The organism is Pseudarthrobacter cellobiosi, assembly GCF_023913815.1.
Lineage (GTDB): Bacteria > Actinomycetota > Actinomycetes > Actinomycetales > Micrococcaceae > Arthrobacter > Arthrobacter cellobiosi.
Window position 1 is genome coordinate 48,335 of sequence record NZ_JAMXBK010000023.1, and the last position, 20,795, is coordinate 69,129.

Genomic DNA, 20,795 nt, shown 5'->3' on the forward strand with positions numbered 1-20,795 from the left:
CGGGCCGATTCCAGCATTTGGCAATTTATGGCAACCGGTTGACAAAGCGAGGCGCGAGGCAGATTATTGATCTATGTCACAGTCGATTGCTGCCAACCCAGACAGGCTCCTGCCCGCCGACCCCGGAACGCGCAGCATTGCGCGGGACCTCCTTACGCGCGTACAGGACCTCCCCATTATCTCCCCGCATGGCCACGTTGACGCCGCCGTCATCGAGCTCAACACGCCGTTCCCGGACCCGGCAGCGCTGCTCGTCAGCCCGGACCACTACGTCACCCGCCTGATCCACGCCAACGGCGCACCACTGGACAAGCTGCGCGCCGGCGGTCCCACCACGCCCGAGTCACGCGAGATCTGGCGCACGTTCGTGGATGCCTGGCCCCTCTTCGAGGGCACGGCCTCCGGCTACTGGCTGCGCAATCAGTTCGACAGCGTCTTCAACCTGGGCGCAGACCTGGGCGAGATGTCCGCTGACGCCAGCTATGACGCCATCGCCGCCAAACTCGTGGAACCGGGCTTCCGTCCCCGCCAGCTGTTCAAGGACTTCAACATCGAAGTCCTTGCCACCACGGACGATCCCCTGGACAACCTCGCCAGCCACAAGGCCATCGCCGAGGACTCCACCTTCAACGGCCGCGTCCTGCCGACGTTCCGCCCGGACGCCTACCTGAACATTGCGCACCCCACGTGGAGCGCCAACGTTGACCGCCTGATCGAAACTGCCGGTGACGGCGCCAACGGCTACGCGGGCTACATCACGGCCCTGGAAAACCGCCGCCGCTACTTCGTGGAGCACGGCGCAGTCTCCGCCGACCACGGCGTCCTCACCCCGGCAACGCTTAAGCTGGACCGCGCCGAAGCCGAGAGGATCTTCGAGCTCGCCCGCGCCGGCAAGGCCACGGCTGAGGACCGCAACACCTTCGAAGCCCACATGATGTACCAGATGGGCCGCATGTCGGTGGAGGACGGCCTGGTCATGACCATCCACCCGGGTTCGTTCCGCAACCACCACACGCCCACGTTCGAGGCCTTCGGTGCGGACACCGGCCACGACATCCCCTTCGCCACCAACTACACCGAGGCCATCCGGCCGCTGCTGCAGGACTTCGGCACGGCCAAGGACTTCCACCTGGTGCTGTTCACCCTGGACGAGACCGTGTTTTCCCGCGAGCTCGCACCGCTGGCCGGCTTCTACCCGTCCGTTTACCTCGGCGCACCCTGGTGGTTCCTGGACGCCCCGGATGCCATGCTCCGGTTCCGTTCCGCCGTGACCGAAACGGCCGGGTTCTCCCGCTCGTCCGGTTTCATCGACGACACCAGGGCCTTCTGCTCCATCCCCGCCCGCCACGATGCGTCCCGCCGGATCGAGGCCTCCTTCCTGGCCCGTCTCGTGGCCGAGCACCGTGTCAGCGAAGACCGTGCCCACGAAATCATCGTGGATACCGTTGATTCCTCCCCGCGAAGGGTTTTCAAACTGTGAGCATCGAACAGACGGACGCAGCAGTCAAGGCAGTCGTTTCACTGCCGCAGTTGAACCGGACCGTCCACGCTGCCGCCAAACCGCCGGTCCGGATCGTCCACCTCGGGCTCGGCGCCTTCCACCGCTCGCACCAGGCCTGGTACACCAGCCAGGCCGGCGACGCCTCGGACTGGGGCATTGCCGCTTTCACCGGCCGCCGCCCAGACGCTGCGCTGGCTCTTGCCGAGCAGGACGGCCTCTTTACGCTCGTGGAGCGCGCTGACAGCGGCGACTCGTTCGCCGTCGTCGGCAGCATCGTTGAAGCGGTCGACGGCGCGGACGTGCAGCGGCTCGCAGAGCTCGTTTCGGCACCTGCCACCGCCATGGTCACCCTGACGGTCACCGAAGCGGCGTACCGCCTCGGTGCCGACGGACAGCTGGACACTACGGCGCCCGACGTCGCCAGCGACCTTGCGCTGCTGGCTTCCGGCAGCGGAAACCCGTCGACGCCGCTGGGCCGGCTGGTCTTCGCCCTCGCCGCGCGCCGGGCTGCGGGAGCCGGGCCGCTCGCCGTTGTCTGCTGCGACAACCTCGCCAACAACGGCACGGTAGCCCGCAACGCCGTGGCGGGCCTGGCACAGGCCTGGGACGCGGAGCTCGCTGCCTGGGTCGAGGAAAATGTCAGTTTTGTCAGCACGTCCGTGGACCGCATCACGCCGCGCACCACGGAAGCGGACATCGCCGCCGTCGAGGCCGCCTGCGGCTACCGCGACAACTCGCCTGTAGTGGCAGAGCCTTTCACCAACTGGGTGCTCAGCGGCGATTTCCCGGCCGGCCGTCCGCGCTGGGAAGATGCCGGCGCGGTCTTCGTTGACCACATCGAGCCTTACGAGAACCGCAAGCTGTGGCTCCTGAACGGCGCTCATTCCCTGCTGGCCTACGCCGGCCAGCTCCGCGGACACACCACGGTGGCGCAGGCCCTCGCGGACCCGCAGTGCCTGACCGCCGTCGAAAGCTTCTGGGACGAAGCCGAGGCGAACCTGTCCGGCGCCGCGGCCGGTGGCGCGGACCTGCAGATCCCGGCGTACCGCGCGGCCCTGCTGGCCCGCTTCAGCAATGCGCGCATTGCCCACCACCTGGCCCAGATCGCCATGGACGGCAGCACCAAGCTGCGCATGCGGGCTGTGCCTGTCCTCTTGGCCGAACGGGCCCAGGGCAAGTCCGGTGCCGCTGCGGCACTGATGATCGCGGCCTGGATTGATTTCAGCGCAGCGGCCGGGACGTTCCACGATCCGCTGGCAACTGAGGTAGCCGCGGCCAACCAGCTGGTAGGCACGGAGCGCGTGCGGGCGGTCCTGGCGCTGGTGGATCCCGCTGTCGCAGCGGACGACGCCGTCGTGGAGCTCGTTTCCGGCCTGCTCGGAACATTCGCGGCGGGCTCCTAAGCACTATGCCAAGGCGCACTTCTGCTGCGTAATGAACAGCACTGCCCGGTCCAGGGTCCTGGACCGGGCAGTGCTGTTTCGATGACGGGCAGTTTATGAAGCATTAACAGAAATTTATGGCAACCGCTTGCCATCTTATTGCCAAGTGACTAGGATTACAGGCAACGAGAAACACCCGGCGGTATGCCGAGCGATGCGGATTCTCCCCACTGCAGCATCGCCAAAGATTCACCGCTTCATAGCATTTCAATAATTTTCGCTGGCCAACACGGCGGCAAGGGTAAAGGAGCCCAATTCATGAAAAAGCTAAACAAGCTCAGCATCATCGGCTATGGCGCCGGCGATGCAGCCAACAACCTCGCCTTCACCACCGCCACCATGTTCCTGCTGGTGTACTACACCGACGTTGCTGGTATCTCCGCCGCAGCCGCCGGAACCCTGTTGCTGGTAGTCAGGCTCTTTGACGCCTTCGCCGATGTTTTTGCCGGCCGGCTCGTAGACCGGACCTACAGCAAGCGCTTCGGCAAGTTCCGTCCGTTCATCATGTTCGGCTCCATCCCGCTGCTCCTGCTGAGCGTGGCAACGTTCTCCGTCCCGCAGTTGGGTGAATCCGGCACCTTGCTGTACGCCTACGTCACCTACGCAGCCCTTGGCCTTGCCTACAGCCTCGTGAACATTCCGTACGGCTCGCTGGCCGGCGCTATGACGCAGGATCCGGGAGAGCGCGCAAAGCTGGGCTCGGCCCGCATGGTGGGTGCACTGCTGGTGGGCTCTGCCCTGGGTATCTTCGTTGCACCGCTGATCAAGCCGGGCGCCGACCTCCAGTCGACGTTCACCACCATCACCGTGGTCTTCGTGGTCATCGGAACGGCGCTGTACTTCTTCACGGCCTTGACCGCCAAGGAGCGCGTGCATCGAGCGGTCCCCAAGGTGACGTTCAAGCAGAGTGTGGAAACCCTCAAGGGCAACAAGCCCCTCATGATGCTGTGCCTCAGCTCCTTCTTCTTCCTCTCCGGCTACCTCGCCCTGACCTCCGTGCAGCTGTACTACCTGCGCGACGTCCTGGGCCGCCTGGACCTGTACCCCGTACTGTCCATCATCCAGCTGGCGCTCACCTTCTTCCTGGCCGCCTTTATGCCCAGGCTGGTCCGAAACGTTGGCAAGAAGAGCGTCTACATCTACTCCTCGCTGGTCACTGTCCTCGGCGGTGCGATCATTTTCTTCACCCCGGCCGGCCAGGTCTGGATGGGCTTTACCGGCCTCGTGGTCAGCCTGGTGGGTGTCCTCGCCGTCAACATCGTGGTGTGGGCCCTGGAAGCCGACACAGTGGAGTACGGCGAATGGCGGACCGGTGTCCGCACCGAAGGAATCACCTACGCCCTGTTCTCCTTCACCCGCAAGTCCGGCCAGGCTGTGGGCGGCGCCCTGGCGGCATACGCCCTGGCACTGGGCGGCTACAAGTCCGGCGCGGCCCAGACCGCTGACGCCCTGTTCGGCATTCAGATCGCTGCGGGTGCGATCCCTGCAGTGCTGACTATCCTTGCCGTATTAGTAATGTCCAAGTACACGCTGACCGACGCCAAGCACGCGGAAATCCTCAAGGAGATCCAGGAACGCCGGACCAAAACTGTCGGCGCCGGCGAAGCCGCTGACGCCACCGCCGCTGACGCCAGCACCACCGCTGACGCCGGCACGCCGGTTGGCGCCGGCAAAACTGCCAGCCACTAACTTCCAGCACCACCAACTGACCAGAAGTCCCCGAAAGGATCTGCCGTGAAAATCATTGCCGCCGAAGTCTTCGTGACAAGCCCGTCACGTAACTTCGTGACCCTGCGCATCACTACGGACGACGGGGTCACCGGCATCGGTGACGCCACCCTGAACGGCCGCGAACTGGCTGTTGCCGCGTACCTCAAAGAGCATGTGGCCCAGCTGCTGATCGGCAAGGATCCGCACCGGATCGAGGACACCTGGCAGTTCCTGTACCGCAGCTCCTACTGGCGCCGAGGCCCGGTCACCATGGCGGCCATCGCCGCCGTCGACATGGCCCTGTGGGACATCAAGGGCAAGATGGCGAACATGCCGGTCTACCAGCTCCTGGGCGGCGCGTCACGCAACGGCTTGCGGGCCTACGGCCACGCGTCCGGCGCGGACATCGAGTCGCTGTTCGATTCCGTCCGTGAGCACCTGGAACTGGGCTACAAGTCAGTCCGCATCCAGACCGCTGTCCCCGGCATTAAGGCCGTCTACGGTGTTGCTGCCCAAGCCCAGGCCTCGGGCGAGCGCTACGACTACGAGCCCGCCGGCCGCGGCGCCTTCCCCGTGGAGGAAGACTGGGACACCCGCGCGTACCTGCGCCACCTGCCCACCGTCTTCGAAGCCGTGCGCAACGAATTCGGTCCCGAGCTGCCGCTGCTGCATGACGGACACCACCGCATGACCCCCATCCAGGCCGCCAAGCTCGGCAAGGCCCTGGAACCGTACGACCTCTTCTGGCTCGAGGACTGCACCCCGGCCGAAAACCAAGAAGCACTGCGCTGGGTCCGCCATCACACCACCACCCCGCTGGCCATTGGTGAAATCTTCAACACCGTGTACGACTACCAGACCATCATCAAGGAACAGCTGATCGACTATGTGCGCGCAGCCTCCACCCACTTCGGCGGTATTTCCCCGCTGAAGAAGGTCATGGACTTCGCCGCCCAGTACCAGATCAAGTCCGGCTTCCACGGCCCCACGGACATCTCCCCGGTAGGCTTCGCCGCCCAGCTGCACGTGGGCCTGGCCATCCACAACTACGGCATCCAGGAATACATGCAGCACTCCGACAAGACCAACGAGGTCTTCGAGCAGTCCATGACCTTCGTGGACGGCTACCTGCACCCGGGCGACAAGCCTGGCATCGGCGTCGAATTCAACGAGGAAGCCGCAGCGGCGTACCCGTATCAGCAGGCCTACCTGCCGTACAACCGCCTGGTGGACGGAACGGTGCACGACTGGTGACCGCCACTACATCCCCCTCCACAGCGGGAGCCTCCGGTCCCCGCGTCATCGTTATGGGCGTCTCCGGCTGCGGCAAGACCACCATCGGTGACCTGGTGGCCCGCGAGCTGGGCGTTCAGTTCCTCGACGGCGATTCCCTCCACCCGGTGGAGAACGTCGCCAAGATGGCAGCGGGCACTCCGCTGACCGACGAGGACCGTTGGCCGTGGCTCGCCACGGTGGGCTCTGAACTGGCAGCCGCCAAGGGCGGCCTGGTTCTGGCCTGCTCGGCTCTTCGCCGCAGCTACCGCGACGCCATCCGCGCCCAGGCGCCGGACACGGTGTTCCTGCACCTGCACGGCAGCAAAGACGTTCTTAGGGCACGGACCGAAGGCCGCTCCGGGCACTTCATGCCGCCCGCGCTGCTGGAATCCCAGCTGGCCACCCTCGAAGCGCTGGAAGCCGACGAGGCAGGCATTGTGGTGGACATCGCCGGTCCAGTGGACCAGGTCGTGGCCGACGCGTTGGCGGGCATGGCAGCTGCGGTGACTGCCGCCGTCGGAACCTCCGCCACCGGTGCCACGGGCACCCCACTGCGCCAGTTCGACGTCGACCTCCAGGCCGCGCCGTTCTACCTCGACGATGCAGCGGTCACCTGGGTGAACACCACGCTGGAATCGATGACGCTTGAGGAAAAGATCGGGCAGCTGTTCATCAACCACAACAACGATTACTCCCCGGAATACCTCGATGGTGTGCTGGAGAACTTCCATGTGGGTGGCATGCGGTACCGGCCAGGCCCGTCCGCTGCCGTGCAGGAACACATTCGGCACGCGCAGTCGAAGTCCAAGGTGCCGCTGCTGGTGGCGTCCAACCCGGAAATGGGTGGCGCCGGAAGCTGCGACGACGGCACGTTTGTATCCACGCACCTGCAGGCAGGTTCGCACCCGGACAAGTCCATCGCACACCGGATGGGGCAGGTTGCCGGCGTTGAAACCGCAGCCCTGGGCTGCAACTGGGCCTTCGCCCCGATCGTGGACATCCACTACAACTGGCGGAACACGGTCATCTCCACCCGGGCCTTCGGCAACACGCCGGAGATCGTGGTGGAGCGGGCCAAGGAGTACTTCGACGGCATCAGTGAATCACCCACTGCCTGCGCCATGAAGCACTTCCCGGGCGACGGCATGGACGAGCGCGACCAGCACGTGGTCACGTCCTACAACACCCTCGGCTACGACGAGTGGAACAAGACGTACGGCCACGTCTACCGCGAAATGATCGGGCACGGCGTGCAGTCCATCATGATCGGGCACATCGGCGCTCCGGAGCTTTCCCGGCACTTCCGCCCGGGCCTGGCGGACAAGGACATCCGTCCCGCCACACTGGCCCCGGAACTGCTCCAGGACCTGCTGCGCGGCGAACTCGGCTTCAACGGGCTCATCCTCACGGACGCCTCGCAGATGATCGGGCTCACCCAGGCTATGAAGCGCAAGGACCTGGTTCCTGCGACCATTGCCGCCGGTTGCGACATGTTCCTGTTCTTCCGCAACGCCGACGAAGACTTCCAGTACATGCTGGATGGCTACAAGTCCGGCGTCATCACCGAGCAGCGCCTGCATGACGCCCTGCGCCGCATCCTTGCCCTCAAGGCCTCGCTGGGGCTGCACCTGAAGGACCGCAACGAACTGGTTCCTCCGGTGGAGGCACTCGCTGTGATCGGCAGCGACGCCCACCGCGCCATCGCTGCGGAGATCGCGGACAAGACCGTCACCCTGGTCAAGGACACGGCGCATAACCTGCCCATCCGGCCGGAAACGCACAAGCGGATCCGCCTGTACGGCATCTCCGGCGGCTCGGACTTCACCATGGCCGATCCGCTCGGCTACCTGGACACGGTCAAGGACGAGCTGGAGAAAGCCGGCTTCGAGGTGCACCTGTTCAAAACGGCCGCTCAGCGCACTGCTGCGGGGGAGACGGGCATCAACTTTATGTCCGTCATCTCCGAGGAAGCCACCGGCGATTACGCGGACAAGTATGACGCCGCGTTTGTCTTCGCCAACGTCAAGGGCTTCGCCCAGGAAGCGGCCATCCGGATCAAGTGGTCCACCCCGATGGCCGCGGAAATCCCTTGGTACGCCACCGAGGTTCCCACAGTATTTGTGTCGCTGAACCAGCCCAACCACCTCATCGACGTGCCGATGGTCAAGACCGCCATCCACGCCCATGCGGGAACCGTGGAGGCCATCCGGGCCACGATCGAGAAGATCATGGGCAAGTCCGAGTTCCAGGGGACGTTCAACGAGAACGTTTTCTGCGATTCCTTCGACACCCGGCTCTAGGGTTATCGCTGCGGTTTTGGGCTGACGACTCGCAGATGGAATGGCGCTACGCGTATACGCGTAGCGCCATTCCATTTCTGCGTCACAGGGCCATTTCCGCGTCGGGGCCTCCAGTAAACTGGAGACCATGACTGCCACCCCTGATGCTGCTTCCAACACTGCTGCCCGTGCCCGCCTGCTGGAACTGATCAAGGAACTGGCCGTGGTCCGCGGCAAGGTGATCCTGTCCAGCGGCGCCGAGGCCGACTACTACATCGACCTGCGCCGCATCACGCTGCACCATGAAGCCTCCAAGCTGGTGGGCCAGGTCATGCTGGCACTGACGGACGACGCCGGGATCGACTTTGAGTGCGCCGGTGGCCTGACCATGGGTGCTGACCCCGTGGGCACCGCTGTTATGCACTCCGCCGTGGACGCCGGTCGCACCGTGGACGCCTTTGTGGTCCGCAAGGCCCAGAAGTCTTACGGCATGGGCCGCCAGGTTGAAGGTCCGTCGGTTGAGGGCCGCAAGGTTCTGGTGCTGGAGGATACGTCCACTACCGGCGGCTCGGCCCTCACTGCTGTTGAGGGTGTCCGGAAGGCCGGCGGCAACGTGGTTGCCGTGGCCGTCATCGTGGACCGGGACACTGGCTCCAAGGAAAGAATCGAAGCCGAGACCGGCGTCCCGTACCTGTTCGCCTTCGGCAAGGACGAGCTGGGCCTGTCCTAGCCCGGCCTCTCCTGGCGGGTTCGGCCCCTCCTGGCGGGTCCAGCAGCCGCCCGCGCCCAGGGTTGCCCGGGGCCGTGGCCGGCCTCAGGGTTGCAGCGGCGGCTTCCGCTGTGGCTACGGTAGAGGTGTGCCGTACAGGGGGGAAGCAGATCCGCAGGAACAGCCAGGAGCTCATCAAGCCCGGCTGCTGGCCAATGCCGCCGCACTCAAGCGGTTTTCGCGCCGCGGGTTCCTGGCCGGCACGGGCGCCTCGGCCCTGCTGGTGGCGGATATGCTGGTTACCCGCCGGGTCCAGGCGGAGCGGCAGGTCAACCGGATCCTGCAGGTCGCGGACGACTTCGCCGACGCCTACTACCCGAACGCCAGCTGGTTCCTCTTCCCCGGTTACAAGACCAGCTGGGAAGAGGCGCTCTGGATCCTGAACGCGATGCGTGGTGCGCTGAACAAGCGCGGCCAGCTCGTCGCCGTCGGATATTCCAACCAAGGGCTGGACATCGACGAGTTGGTGATCGCCGTCATCGAACACGTCCGGGCGAAAAAGCTCACCAAGCTCTTCTTCTACGGCCACAGCTTCGGCGGCATGGTGGCCACCCAGGTGGCCGCGCGGCTCAGGGAATTCCACGGCGTGGAGGTGGACTTCATCCTGCTGGACTCCAGCCCCTACAGCCGCAGCGACGTGCTGGACGAGAGCTGGTTCGACGGCGTGGTGTTCCTGTACGAGAGCGGCTTCCGTGTCCCGTCCGTGGTCCGCGGCAGCTACGAACTGGGGGAGCGCGTCATCCACAAGGACGAGCGGACCTGGCGGCAGATCCTGGACCAGACCATGGAGCAGCTGTCCCCGATCGCCCCGTCCAGTGTGCTCATCCAGTCCGAGTCGGCGTACATCTACCACTTCGACGGAAACCGGTTTGTGGACAAGCTCGGCGGCACGCGGATGGCGTACATCGGCAACCCGAAAGACCGCACCGTCCGTTACCAGACGGCCAAGGACGCGTGGTCGGCAGCGTTCCAACCCCACATGGTCTCCATGGACCTGCAAACGGACGGGGCCCTGCCGGCGCACGCGAGCCCCGGCTGGAATCCGCTCATCTACCGGCCCATCGTGGAGCGGCTGATGGACGACTTTTTCCCGCTGCCCCGCGGCGGCTCGAAGGTGACGGTCTTCTAGATCTGGTTCTTCAGGTCGGCCACGGAGTTCAGGACCTGGTTCGGCCGGAACGGGTAGGAGGCGATATCTTCTCGCTGCGTGATGCCGGTCAGCACCAGGACCGTGTGCAGGCCGGCCTCCATGCCCGCGACGATGTCCGTGTCCATCCGGTCCCCGATCATGGCGGTGGTCTCGGAGTGCGCATCGATCTGGTTCATGGCCGACCGGAACATCATGGGATTCGGCTTGCCCACAATGTACGGTTCCCTGCCGGTGGCCTTGGTGATCAGGGCCGCGATGGCGCCGGTCGCGGGCATGGGTCCATCCTTGGACGGGCCCGTGGCATCGGGGTTGGTGGCGATGAAGCGGGCCCCGGCCAGGATCAGGCGGATGGCCATGGTGATGGCCTCAAAGGAGTAGGTCCGGGTTTCGCCGAGCACCACGAAATCCGGGTCCTGGTCGGTGAGGATGAAGCCTGCCTCGTGCAGCGCCGTCGTCAGCCCTGCCTCGCCGATGGTGTAGGCGCGGTTCCCGGAACCGGAACCCCGCACCTGGTCCTTCAGGAACTGCGCGGTGGCCAGCGCCGAGGTCCAGATGTTCTCCTCGGGGATCTCCAGCCCGGAGGCCCGGAGCCGGGCGGCGAGGTCGCGGGGCGTGAAGATCGAGTTGTTCGTCAGCACCAGGAACCGCTTGGACGTGTCCACCCAGCGCTGGATCAGTTCGGCGGCCCCTGGGACGGCATGGTTTTCGTGGACGAGTACGCCGTCCATGTCTGTCAGCCAGCATTCGATCTCCTGGCCGCTGCGGTAAACCGCCGGTGAACCCTGTACCTGGTCTGCTTCTGCCACGTTTACCTCCGCCGGTGATGAATGCTCCAGTGGTCCAGTCTAGTGTTGAGGGGTGAAACAAACGCCCGGAAACCCAGTCGAACCTCATCCGATTCCAGCGGAGGAGCCAGCGCCCGAGGAGGCCTCGGAGCCAAAGGCGGAGGTCGGCGTCGGGCCCTGGGACGGCGAGCTGCCCGCGGGCGACCACTGGGATCCGGAATTGCTGGCCGACGGCGACCGCCGCAACGTGGTGGACCAGTACCGCTACTGGAAGCATGACGCGATCGTGGCGGACCTCGATTCGAAGCGGCACAACTTCCACATCGCCATCGAAAACTGGCAGCACGACCTCAACATCGGCACCGTGGTGCGCACCGCCAACGCGTTCCTCGCCAAGGAAGTCCACATCATCGGACGACGCCGGTGGAACAGGCGCGGGGCGATGGTCACCGACCGTTACCAGCACGTCCGCCACCACCCCACCGTGGAGGACTTTGTGGTGTGGGCGCAGGGGGAGGGGCTCGCGATCATCGGGATAGACATCTTCCCCGACTCCGTGCCCCTGGAGACGTATGAGCTGCCCAAGGACTGCGTCCTGGTGTTCGGCCAGGAGGGGCCCGGGCTGACACCGGAGGTCCACGAGGCGGCCCTGGCCACCCTGTCCATCGAGCAGTTCGGCTCCACCCGCTCCATCAACGCCGCCTCGGCCGCCGCGATCGCCATGCATGCCTGGATCCGCCGGCACGTCTTTAGCCAGCCCGTTCTGTAGCGCGCCTTCTGAACCCCGCCGTTGAATCCGAGACGAAACTATCGGAAATCTTCGGAGAATCCCTAGGTCCACAAGTTACCCATCAGTAGCATGTGGCTTGGATCACGCTCATTGGCGAGTGTGACACTGACTGGAGGTTCAATGAAGCATCCTTCTGTAGGCGTCTGTTCGGCCATTGCGTTGGCCGCGGTTCTCACCTTCGGTTGGGGCGCGGTGGCCTACGCCGCTCCGGCACCTGCCCTAACACCGGCGACGACGGCCAACCCGCTCGACTTCTACTTCACCCCCGCCTCACTTCCGGCCAACAACGGCGACCTGGTCCGGACGGAGCCGTCTGTCTTCTATGTCGATCCGCTCAAGACCATCCGGGCCCAGGCCTCCGTGCAGCGCATCATGTACCGCTCCGTGAACAGTTCCGGGGTGCCTGTCGCCGTGACCGGCACAGTGCTGGTGCCGTACGCGGCCTGGACCGATCCCGGCCCGCGTCCGCTGGTCAGCTACGCCGCCGGAACCCAGGGGCAGGGGGACCAATGTGCACCGTCCCGGGCCATGGCCACCGGCGAGGAATACGAGGGCATCTTCATTGCCGGGCTGCTGGCGCGGGGCTACTCCGTAGCCGTGACCGACTATGAGGGTCTCGGCACGGCCGGAAGCCACACCTACATGGCGCGCGAATCGCAGGCGCACGCCGTCCTCGACGCCGCCCGTGCGGCCCAGCGGTTGGGGAACCCGCAGATCGTTCCCGGCGGCCCGGTGGCGCTGGCCGGCTACTCGCAGGGCGGCGGCGCCTCGGCAGCCGCCGTCGAACTTGCCCCCCAATACGCTCCGGAGCTGAACCTCAAGGGCGCTTACGCGGGGGCGGTCCCCGCCGACCTTCCCGCCGTCGGACGAAACCTCGACGGCGGCCTGTACACCGGGTTCCTGCTCTACGCGGTGACGGGAATGAGCGCCGCCGGCGGACTGGACCTGAGCCCCCACCTCAACGCTGCCGGGCGGGCGAAGGTTGCGGCGACGAACAACGAATGCACGTTGCAGTCGATTGCCTCGAGCGGCTTCCTGAACACTGCGCAGCTCACCGTGTCCGGGCAGAAGCTGAGTTCCTTGCTGGACCTCCCGGAGCTCAAGACGGTCATTGCCGAACAGAAGATCGGTAACGGCCGGGCGCCCGCGGTCCCTGTGCTGCTCTCGCACAGCGTGCTCGACGACGTGATTCCCTTTGACCAGGGCAGGCAGCTGGCCAAGCGCTGGTGCGCCGCCGGATCGTCGGTGTATTTCGATGTCACGGCCGGGGCCACCCACGTTGGCGGCTACGCGGCCGCCATCCCGCAGGCGTTCAACTTCCTGGAGCGCCGCTTCGCGGGCCGGTCCGCGGTGAGCAACTGCTGGCTGTACGGCTAAACCCCTGCACGAGATGGCATTTCGTGGCAGTCCCGGGCTCCGGCACTGCCGTGAAATGCCATCTCGGTGCGGCATGTGAGCGTAAGTGTTACCGGCCCGCGTGACCCGAAACACTGCCCCTGCACAGAAATGGCTAGGATGGTGGCTAGCCGTAAGAGGTCTACTCTCCAGGGTCACAACCCATAGACGAAAACTCAGCATAGGAGTCACCATGCCCATTGCAACCCCAGAGATCTACTCCGAGATGATCGACCGTGCCAAGGCCGGAGGCTATGCATTCCCGGCCGTCAACGTCACCTCCTCGCAGACGCTGAACGCCGCACTGCGCGGCTTCGCCGAGGCTGAGTCCGACGGCATCGTCCAGGTGTCCACCGGCGGAGCCGCCTACTGGTCCGGCGCGGCCACCAAGGACATGGTGGCCGGTTCGCTCGGCTTCGCCGCGTTCGCCCGGGAAGTTGCCAAGAACTACGGCGTCAACATTGCCCTCCACACCGACCACTGCCCCAAGGACAAGCTGGACGGCTTTGTCCTGCCGCTGCTCGCAGCTTCGGAGGCCGAGGTCAAGGCCGGCCGCAACCCGATCTTCAACTCGCACATGTGGGACGGTTCGCACGAGCCGCTCAACGAGAACCTCAGCACCGCGCGCGAACTGCTGGAACGCACCGCCGCCGCGAAGATGATCCTCGAAGTTGAAATCGGCATCGTGGGCGGCGAGGAAGACGGCGTGGAAAACGCCATCAACGACAAGCTGTACACCACGGTGGAGGACGCTCTGGCCACCATTGAAGCCCTCGGCGCCGGCGAGAACGGCCGTTACATCACGGCCCTGACCTTCGGCAACGTGCACGGTGTGTACAAGCCCGGTGGTGTGAAGCTGCGCCCGGAGATCCTCAAGGACATCCAGGCCCAAGTGGGAGCCAAACTTGGCAAGAACAGCCCGTTCGACCTCGTGTTCCACGGCGGCTCCGGTTCCTCCGACCAGGAGATCGCTGACGCCGTTTCCTATGGTGTGATCAAGATGAACATCGACACCGACACCCAGTACGCGTACACGCGTCCCGTGGTGGACCACATGTTCAAGAACTACGACGGCGTGCTTAAGGTTGACGGTGAAGTGGGCAACAAGAAGCTCTACGATCCGCGCGTCTGGGGTGCCTCCGCCGAGGCGGGCCTGTCCGCCCGCGTCGTCGAGGCAACCAAGCAGCTGGGTTCCGCTGGAAAGACCTTCTAGGAATGTCCGACGAGTTCCGCAAGAACCTCATGGGCCCGGAGCCAACGCTCCTGCCTGCCGAGACCGACGTCTACGCTCAGCTGGACGCCGGCGCCGAAGCCCTGGACCTGGTTGAAAAGCACCCCACATCGTCGCTGTTGTGGGCTGTCCTGGCGGAGGAGGCGTGGGCCGAGGGCCGCACCATCGATTCCTACGCCTACTCGCGCGTTGGCTACCACCGCGGGCTGGACTCGCTGCGCCGCAACGGCTGGCGCGGCGTGGGTCCCATCCCGTGGGAGCACGAACCCAACCGCGGCTTCCTGCGCGCGCTCTACTCGCTGGGCCGCGCGTCCGCGGCCATCGGCGAAGCCGAGGAACCGGAACGCATCGAGAAGTTCCTTAACGACTCGGACCCGGCAGCCAAGGCAGCCATCGAGGCCAAATAGTACGAGCAACGTGGGCCCACGCCCGCAGGGTTCCCTGGCCGAGCTTGCGAGGCTAGGGTGCGGGTGGGGAGGGTCACTTTCTGCCCAATAAACCATCGTTTTTGGGCAGAAAGTGACCCCGCGTTGCTTGTAAAGAACGACGGCGGGCGGTCACCTTTCAGAAGGAAAGGTGACCGCCCGCCGTCGTAAGGTGGTCGAGCTTATCGAGAGATGCTCCGGTTGTTAGACCTTCGCGAGTCCCGTGCGGGCNTCGGTGTAGACGACGCGCATTTCCTCGAGGTACTGTTCCTGCCGCGCGGGCGTCCCGGCGAAGGCGCGGCCGCTGAGGGAGCGGACCTTGTAGGTCTTCAGCCCGCGGCGCCAGAGCAGCGGAACTTCGGTCTTCAGCAGCAGGTTGGCCAGGCGGTTGGCTTCGGTGCCGTGGGCCACGATCACCGAGGCGCGGGGGACCACGGCGAGGAACTTCAGCAGCGGCTTGAGGCCGGCGGAAATCTGGTCCGGCGTGAACTTGCCGTTGACCTCGCCCGGCGTATGCCACGGGTGCACGTTCCACGGCATCACGAACTCGGGGCGCAGGCCCAGCTTCCACTGGATGCCGAGCATGCGGGTGGCGGCGTCTTCGTCGCCGGCGGTGATGAAGCCGGACGGGTCAGCCTCGCCGATGTTGGAGTAGAGGCTGATGATGCGGCACTCGTCCACGTCGTGCATGGGGTCGACGTAGGGGACTTCGGTGTGGGGCTTGACGCTCTGCAGGGAATCGCACAGCTCGTTGACGGCGGCAACGTTGGGCTCGTAGCGGCGGCTCAGGAGCTGTTCACGGAGGGATTCGGGGGCCAGGGCTGTCATATAGTGCAATGTCTCCTGCGGGGCTCGGCGATGCTGCCAATCCGGAAAATGGGCGCGTGATGGGCGCGCCCGTCCGGCGTGGTTTGAAATGTGGTGTGGACCGATTCCTGGTCGATCTCTATCAGTTTAGCAAGCCCCGCGAAATGCGGGGCCCGGCCCTAACCTCCCGTGATGGACGGCACAGGGCGATCAGCCTTTTGTCAAGTTAATTGACAGCTTTCGTTTAGCTTGATTGGCTGTCTGTGACAGCCCGCAATGAGGACGTTGCGGCTGGTCGCACCCTCCATGCAGTCGAAAGAGGTAACGTACCGTGAACAAAACCCTGGCAACTTTAAGGACCGCGGCCGTATCTGGAGCCCTGGTTCTGGCGGCACTCGCCGCGCCGGCACCGTTGGCCCAAGCCGTGGGCGAAGGCCCCAACTATGACGGCAACGGCCAGATCACCACCTCGAAACTGGCAACCTATGACGAGTTGGTCTCCTTCCTGAAGGATCAGGACACCCGCCAGCCAGCCATGGATCTGGAAGTGATCGGCCAGACTGTCAAGGGCCGGGACATCCACCTGGTGAAGTACATTTCGGACCCGGCCAAACCCACCATCCTGTACCTGACCCAGCAGCACGGAAATGAGCAGCTGACCACCGAGGGTGCCATGGCATTCGTGAAACACCTGGGAACCGGGAAATCGGGGGACATCCTGGACGGAGTGAACATCCTCATCGTTCCCATGCTCAACGCCGACGGCGCGATGGGAGATGTGAACTTCCCGCTGGATGATTACCTGGCCAAGGGCGACCGCCACATGACGCGGTACAACGCCGAGGAGGTGGACCTGAACCGTGACCACGTAGCCAAAATCCAGCCCGAAACCCAGGCGCTCCACAACAACGTCATTCGCAAGTACAACATTGACTACATGATCGACCTGCACCACCAGGGCACCCGGAGTGAACGCGACGGAAAGCTGGTCTCCGGGTCCATCCTGTACCCCACCACGCCCAATGCCGATCCGGCTGTTGTAGAAATGTCCAAGCAGTTAGGCGCCGTGGTCTTCAACAACGTCGACTCCACCGGCTGGGGCCACTTGGGCAAGTATGTGGGCGGCAGCGCCGAGACCATCAGCCGCAACGGCATCGCAGTGGAGTACGGGATCGCCACCCTGCTCTTCGAAATGCGTGGCATGTCTGATCACTATCTAGACGGCTACGCCCTCGGGCTCCGCAGCAACGGTTACCTGATCCAGCAAACGGTGACCACGCTGACGGCCACTGCGGCGGCCATCGCTGACGGGTCGATTGCCGACGCCGACACCTCCTTCTGGGACAGCCTGGACACCCAGACGTCCCGTCCCGGCGAGGAAGCTGACGACGAGTAGTAGATCACGGGAAGTCTGCCCGTGGTCCTTTGCCGCGCGCGAAGGGCCATGGGCACCCTATTGAGTGGACAAAGTCCGTGATCGGCTAAACTTGGGTGGTAAGAGCCCCGGACTCTTGCGTGGTTGGCCGCCGTAGCGGTCCGGCCAGGCTATGGCCTTCGGGGCATTCTCATGAACGGCGCTACGCAGGACTGCCATTTCGGTGGACGGACCTGTGCGGCCCGAACGAATGGGGGAGGATCCCATGCCAGCAATCGTGATCGTAGGAGCCCAGTGGGGCGACGAAGGAAAAGGCAAGGCCACCGATCTTCTGGGCGGCCGCGTTGACTACGTCGTAAAGCCCAACGGCGGCAACAATGCCGGGCACACCGTCGTCGTAGGCGGTGAGAAGTATGAGCTCAAACTCCTTCCGGCCGGCATTTTGAGCCCCAACGCGATTCCGATCATCGGCAACGGCTGTGTGGTGAACCTCGAGGCCCTGTTCCAGGAGATCGAAGGCCTGCAAGCCCGCGGCGCGGATACGTCCAAGCTGCGCATCTCCGCCAACGCGCACCTCGTGGCGCCCTACCACCAGGTCCTGGACAAGGTCACCGAGCGTTTCCTCGGCAGCCGCGCCATCGGCACCACCGGCCGCGGCATCGGCCCCGCCTACATGGACAAGGTGGCCCGGCTGGGCATCCGCGTCCAGGACGTCTTTGACGAGTCCATCCTCCGCCAGAAGGTGGAAGGATCCCTGCGCCAGAAGAACGAGCTCCTGGTCAAGGTCTACAACCGCCGCGACATTGTGGTGGACGAGATCGTGGACTACTTCCTGGCTTTCGCCGAGCGCCTGCGCCCGCTGGTCATCGACAGCACCCTGGTCCTCAACAACGCCCTGGACGAGGGCAAGGTTGTGCTTATGGAAGGCGGCCAGGCCACGTTCCTGGACGTCGACCACGGCACCTACCCGTTCGTGACCTCCTCCAACCCGACCGCCGGCGGCGCGTCCGTTGGCTCGGGCATCGGCCCCACCCGGATCTCCCGCTCCATCGGCATCATCAAGGCCTACACCACCCGTGTTGGCGCCGGACCGTTCCCCACCGAACTGTTCGACGAGATGGGCATGTACCTGCAGAAGACCGGTGGCGAGTTCGGCGTAAACACCGGCCGCCCGCGCCGCTGCGGCTGGTACGACGCCGTCCTGGCCCGCCACGCTTCCCGCGTGAACGGCTTCACGGACTACTTCGTCACCAAGCTGGACGTCCTCACCGGCATCGAGCAGATCCCGGTCTGCGTTGCGTACGACGTTGACGGCGTGCGGCACGACGAAATGCCCATGACGCAGACCGAGTTCCACCACGCAGTGCCCATCTTTGAGTACTTCGACGGTTGGACCGAGGACATCACCGGTGCCCGCACCCTGGAGGATCTCCCCGAGAACGCCCGCAACTACGTGCTGGCCCTCGAAAAGCTCTCCGGCACGCGTTTCTCCGCGATCGGCGTCGGCCCGGACCGCGACCAGACCATCGTGGTTCACGATCTGATCAACGACTAACGGCCTGTAAGGCACCACGACGGCGGGTCACCTGGAAAGGTGGCCCGCCTTTGTCGTCTGCTGACCCAAGTGACTCGCACTTAGCGTCCTCAAAAACGGTTTTCGCGACGTTAACTGTCAGTCACTTGGGAATTTACACAGGGTTTACGCGGCCGGTCTTGTGAGTCTGCAGGCGGGCCGGACAGACTCTTAAGCACACGCTGAACCCGATCAGCAGAACATTGGACCAGACCCGTAGGTACCGGACGCAGCGATGCTTCCGGCCGGCCGGGGCGAAGACGTCGCCCGGACGGGACCCACAAACCGGAAGGATTTACCATGGCCGGGAAGTTTGAAGTTTTCTTGGACTCGGATTCACGGTTCAGGTTCCACCTCAAGGCACCGGATGGCACTGTGGTGGCCGTATCCGGGGCCTTCGAGGATAAGTCCGCAGTGGCCGCAGGGATCGCCGCCGTGCGCGAATGCGCCGGGACAGGGCTGGTCACCGATCTCTGCCCCGCCGCCAAGGTTGCACCCCCGGCCCCCGTGCCAGCCCCTGTGGTGGTCCCCGTCCAACTCCAGCCGGACTGTGGGGACCAGCGCGTTCCCGCCGCCAGGGCACACACCTTCGTCCTTGCCAAAACACCGCGCCGAAGGGTGACCGCGCAGAGCTGGGCGTGAGCCGCGCCGGACGTAGTCAGCTCAAGAATCCCCCCCACGTCACGGCTGCGGAAAGTTTTTTGTCCGACGGCGTAACCCCTGCGGTGCCTTGAGCGATTACCCCTATGAAGCGCCGGTCTGGAACTTGTCCCCCATCATGTTCCAGACCGGCTCTTTTGTTACTGGAGGGTAAAGTTAGCTGGCGAGGGCATTCCGCGGATGACGTGCGGGCCCAAGCTGAGCCAGCCCAGTCCCCTCCACCGAAGGCCCTGTGTCCGTGACCGATGCACTGACAGACGACGTTATGCGTGCGCGCGCCCGTGATCCGGAGCTCTTCAGCATTGTGTACCGAACCTACGCGCCACAGGTCCTGGGCTACCTCACAGCCCGCGGGGTAGAAGATCCGGAGGCGGCTATGCAGGAAGTCTTCCTTACCGTCCTGCCACGGCTGCAGAGGGTTACCGGCGGCGTGGCCGGGCTGCGCACATTTGTCTTCTCCGTGGCGCACGCCAGGATGGTGGACGATCACCGGCGCCAGCAACGAACACCCATCAAACTTCCGTTCGAACCGGAGCTGGACGGACGCGAGGAGTCCTCCGCTGAGGCCGAGGTGCTGCAACGGATCTCCCCGCAGGAGGTCGCGGATCTCCTGAACGAGCTGCCGGATGAACAGCGGGAAGTGTTGTCGTTACGCCTCGTCGCGGGCCTCACAGTGGACCAGGTGGCCGCTGTGATGGGCAAGAGTGCCGGCGCCGTCAAGCAACTCCAGCGCCGTGCATTGATCCGGCTGCGCGAGCAGTCCGCAGTGAAGGAGTACGTGGCGCCATGACGTTTAATGCCAGCTCCCTGATCCGGACCATTGATGAAATGCTCCTTGACGCCGGTGTGGACGATGCCGCCGGCCTCCGCGAAGCCCTTCTCGCGGTGGGCTCCCTAGGCTCCCTGCCTGTACCCGAGCCCGGTCCCGAACTGGCGGCGCTCCTGTCAGGCCAGACCCCCCAGCTGGCCCGGCACAGGCTCCTCCGGAAGCACCGGACCACCGTTGTGGGCCTTTCCGTCATCGCGGGGATGGGGCTGGGCGTCACCGGGGTGGCCGCCAGCGGCACCGCTCCGGACGCGCAGGCCAGCAGTTCCATCCAGCAGTTGTTGCAGGACTGGGCTCCTGGCTGGTCCATCGCAGGGACTCCCGCCGGCAGCCGGACCGCCGCGAATCCGGCGGAGGCGCAGTTGCGCGCGGAGCCGGCAACCCGCGACGACGGAGCGCCGGCACAGCCGGAAACTGTTGAACGGGAAACTGCCCCGCCACCGAACGGTCCGGAAAACGCAGGCCAGAACCGGGGCACGGAGCCGGCAGGCCGCGGAAACGGCACGTCGCCCGGCAAGTCAAAGACGGACGACGGCGGCGCGCCGGGGAACGCTGCGGGTGTCCCCCCTGGCGGTGCTGCTTCCCAGGACGCTGCCACCCAGGAAAGCAAAGGTCCTGCCAAGGCCGCCACTGACGCCGCTGCCGAGCTCGACAAGGCCGGAAAGCTGGTTGCCGGTACTCTGGCCGAAGCCGCGGGGGAGTCCCTGACGTCGGCCATCGTCCCCCCAGCACTGACAGAAAAAACCGGGGCCGGCAACGCGGGCCCCGGTTCAATCTGGCTGAAGAAGTTGACCCGCTGATC

Annotated in this window: 18 protein-coding genes; 16 read left to right on the forward strand and 2 right to left on the reverse strand. The window is 65.0% G+C overall.

Going from position 1 to position 20,795, the window contains the following annotated elements; translation table 11 throughout:
- Positions 1–73: 73 nt before the first annotated feature.
- The 7 genes from uxaC to NG701_RS09410 all read left to right on the forward strand — a co-directional run bounded on the left by uxaC (position 74) and on the right by NG701_RS09410 (position 10,105).
- A complete protein-coding gene (gene uxaC, locus NG701_RS09380) occupies positions 74–1,480 on the forward strand; it encodes a glucuronate isomerase (protein ID WP_252566832.1) in 1,407 nt (468 codons plus the stop codon).
- The gene (locus NG701_RS09385) at positions 1,477–2,904 is read left to right on the forward strand and encodes a mannitol dehydrogenase family protein (RefSeq protein ID WP_252566834.1); all 1,428 of its coding nucleotides are present in this window, start codon (positions 1,477–1,479) and stop codon (positions 2,902–2,904) included. Before uxaC ends, NG701_RS09385 begins: the two co-directional genes overlap by 4 nt.
- A gap of 297 nt (positions 2,905–3,201) precedes the next feature.
- Positions 3,202–4,632: a glucuronide transporter gene (uidB, locus tag NG701_RS09390; RefSeq protein ID WP_252566837.1), complete on the forward strand. Its 1,431-nt coding sequence runs from the start codon at positions 3,202–3,204 to the stop codon at positions 4,630–4,632.
- 45 nt (positions 4,633–4,677) lie between these two features.
- Entirely contained in the window at positions 4,678–5,907 is a 1,230-nt protein-coding gene (gene manD / locus NG701_RS09395) for a D-mannonate dehydratase ManD (protein WP_160677348.1), read from the forward strand.
- A 53-nt stretch (positions 5,908–5,960) separates the two neighbouring features.
- Positions 5,961–8,228 (forward strand): gluconokinase, GntK/IdnK-type, encoded by a 2,268-nt coding sequence (locus tag NG701_RS09400; RefSeq protein ID WP_252567172.1) that lies wholly within the window; start codon positions 5,961–5,963, stop codon positions 8,226–8,228.
- Between the two features lie 127 nt (positions 8,229–8,355).
- Positions 8,356–8,937 (forward strand): orotate phosphoribosyltransferase, encoded by a 582-nt coding sequence (pyrE, locus tag NG701_RS09405; RefSeq protein ID WP_193340778.1) that lies wholly within the window; start codon positions 8,356–8,358, stop codon positions 8,935–8,937.
- A gap of 127 nt (positions 8,938–9,064) precedes the next feature.
- Positions 9,065–10,105: an alpha/beta fold hydrolase gene (locus NG701_RS09410; RefSeq protein WP_252566840.1), complete on the forward strand. Its 1,041-nt coding sequence runs from the start codon at positions 9,065–9,067 to the stop codon at positions 10,103–10,105.
- Here NG701_RS09410 and NG701_RS09415 read toward each other — a convergent pair.
- A complete protein-coding gene (locus tag NG701_RS09415) occupies positions 10,102–10,932 on the reverse strand; it encodes an HAD-IIA family hydrolase (protein ID WP_252566841.1) in 831 nt (276 codons plus the stop codon). The genes NG701_RS09410 and NG701_RS09415 overlap by 4 nt on opposite strands.
- Positions 10,933–10,984: 52 nt before the next feature.
- Here NG701_RS09415 and NG701_RS09420 point away from each other — a divergent pair, with 52 nt between their 5' ends.
- The 4 genes from NG701_RS09420 to NG701_RS09435 all read left to right on the forward strand — a co-directional run bounded on the left by NG701_RS09420 (position 10,985) and on the right by NG701_RS09435 (position 14,734).
- A complete protein-coding gene (locus tag NG701_RS09420) occupies positions 10,985–11,680 on the forward strand; it encodes a TrmH family RNA methyltransferase (RefSeq protein WP_374208674.1) in 696 nt (231 codons plus the stop codon).
- A 141-nt stretch (positions 11,681–11,821) separates the two neighbouring features.
- Positions 11,822–13,078, forward strand: coding sequence for a lipase family protein (locus tag NG701_RS09425; protein ID WP_252566843.1), 1,257 nt, complete (start codon positions 11,822–11,824; stop codon positions 13,076–13,078).
- Positions 13,079–13,289: 211 nt separating this feature from the next.
- Positions 13,290–14,309: a class II fructose-bisphosphate aldolase gene (gene fbaA / locus NG701_RS09430; protein ID WP_056348649.1), complete on the forward strand. Its 1,020-nt coding sequence runs from the start codon at positions 13,290–13,292 to the stop codon at positions 14,307–14,309.
- Between the two features lie 2 nt (positions 14,310–14,311).
- Complete coding sequence (locus tag NG701_RS09435) at positions 14,312–14,734, forward strand: DUF3151 domain-containing protein (protein ID WP_252566845.1); 423 nt, start codon at positions 14,312–14,314, stop codon at positions 14,732–14,734.
- A gap of 222 nt (positions 14,735–14,956) precedes the next feature.
- On the opposite strand, the gene NG701_RS09440 is transcribed toward NG701_RS09435, so the two are convergent.
- Positions 14,957–15,580: a uracil-DNA glycosylase family protein gene (locus NG701_RS09440; protein ID WP_252566847.1), complete on the reverse strand. Its 624-nt coding sequence runs from the start codon at positions 15,578–15,580 to the stop codon at positions 14,957–14,959.
- A 310-nt stretch (positions 15,581–15,890) separates the two neighbouring features.
- Here NG701_RS09440 and NG701_RS09445 point away from each other — a divergent pair, with 310 nt between their 5' ends.
- The 5 genes from NG701_RS09445 (at position 15,891) to NG701_RS09465 (ending at position 20,793) form a co-directional block, all read left to right on the forward strand.
- Positions 15,891–16,955, forward strand: coding sequence for a M14 family zinc carboxypeptidase (locus NG701_RS09445; RefSeq protein WP_252566849.1), 1,065 nt, complete (start codon positions 15,891–15,893; stop codon positions 16,953–16,955).
- Positions 16,956–17,199: 244 nt separating this feature from the next.
- Positions 17,200–18,489 carry an adenylosuccinate synthase gene (locus NG701_RS09450; RefSeq protein ID WP_056348633.1) on the forward strand — a complete coding sequence of 430 codons (1,290 nt, stop codon included), beginning with the start codon at positions 17,200–17,202 and terminating at the stop codon, positions 18,487–18,489.
- Positions 18,490–18,807: 318 nt separating this feature from the next.
- Positions 18,808–19,149, forward strand: a complete 342-nt coding sequence (locus NG701_RS09455) for a YegP family protein (protein WP_252566851.1) — start codon at positions 18,808–18,810, stop codon at positions 19,147–19,149.
- Between the two features lie 256 nt (positions 19,150–19,405).
- Positions 19,406–19,957, forward strand: coding sequence for an RNA polymerase sigma factor (locus NG701_RS09460; protein WP_252566853.1), 552 nt, complete (start codon positions 19,406–19,408; stop codon positions 19,955–19,957).
- Positions 19,954–20,793: a hypothetical protein gene (locus tag NG701_RS09465; RefSeq protein ID WP_252566854.1), complete on the forward strand. Its 840-nt coding sequence runs from the start codon at positions 19,954–19,956 to the stop codon at positions 20,791–20,793. The genes NG701_RS09460 and NG701_RS09465 overlap by 4 nt, the downstream gene beginning before the upstream one ends.
- The last annotated feature ends 2 nt before the right edge of the window (positions 20,794–20,795 follow it).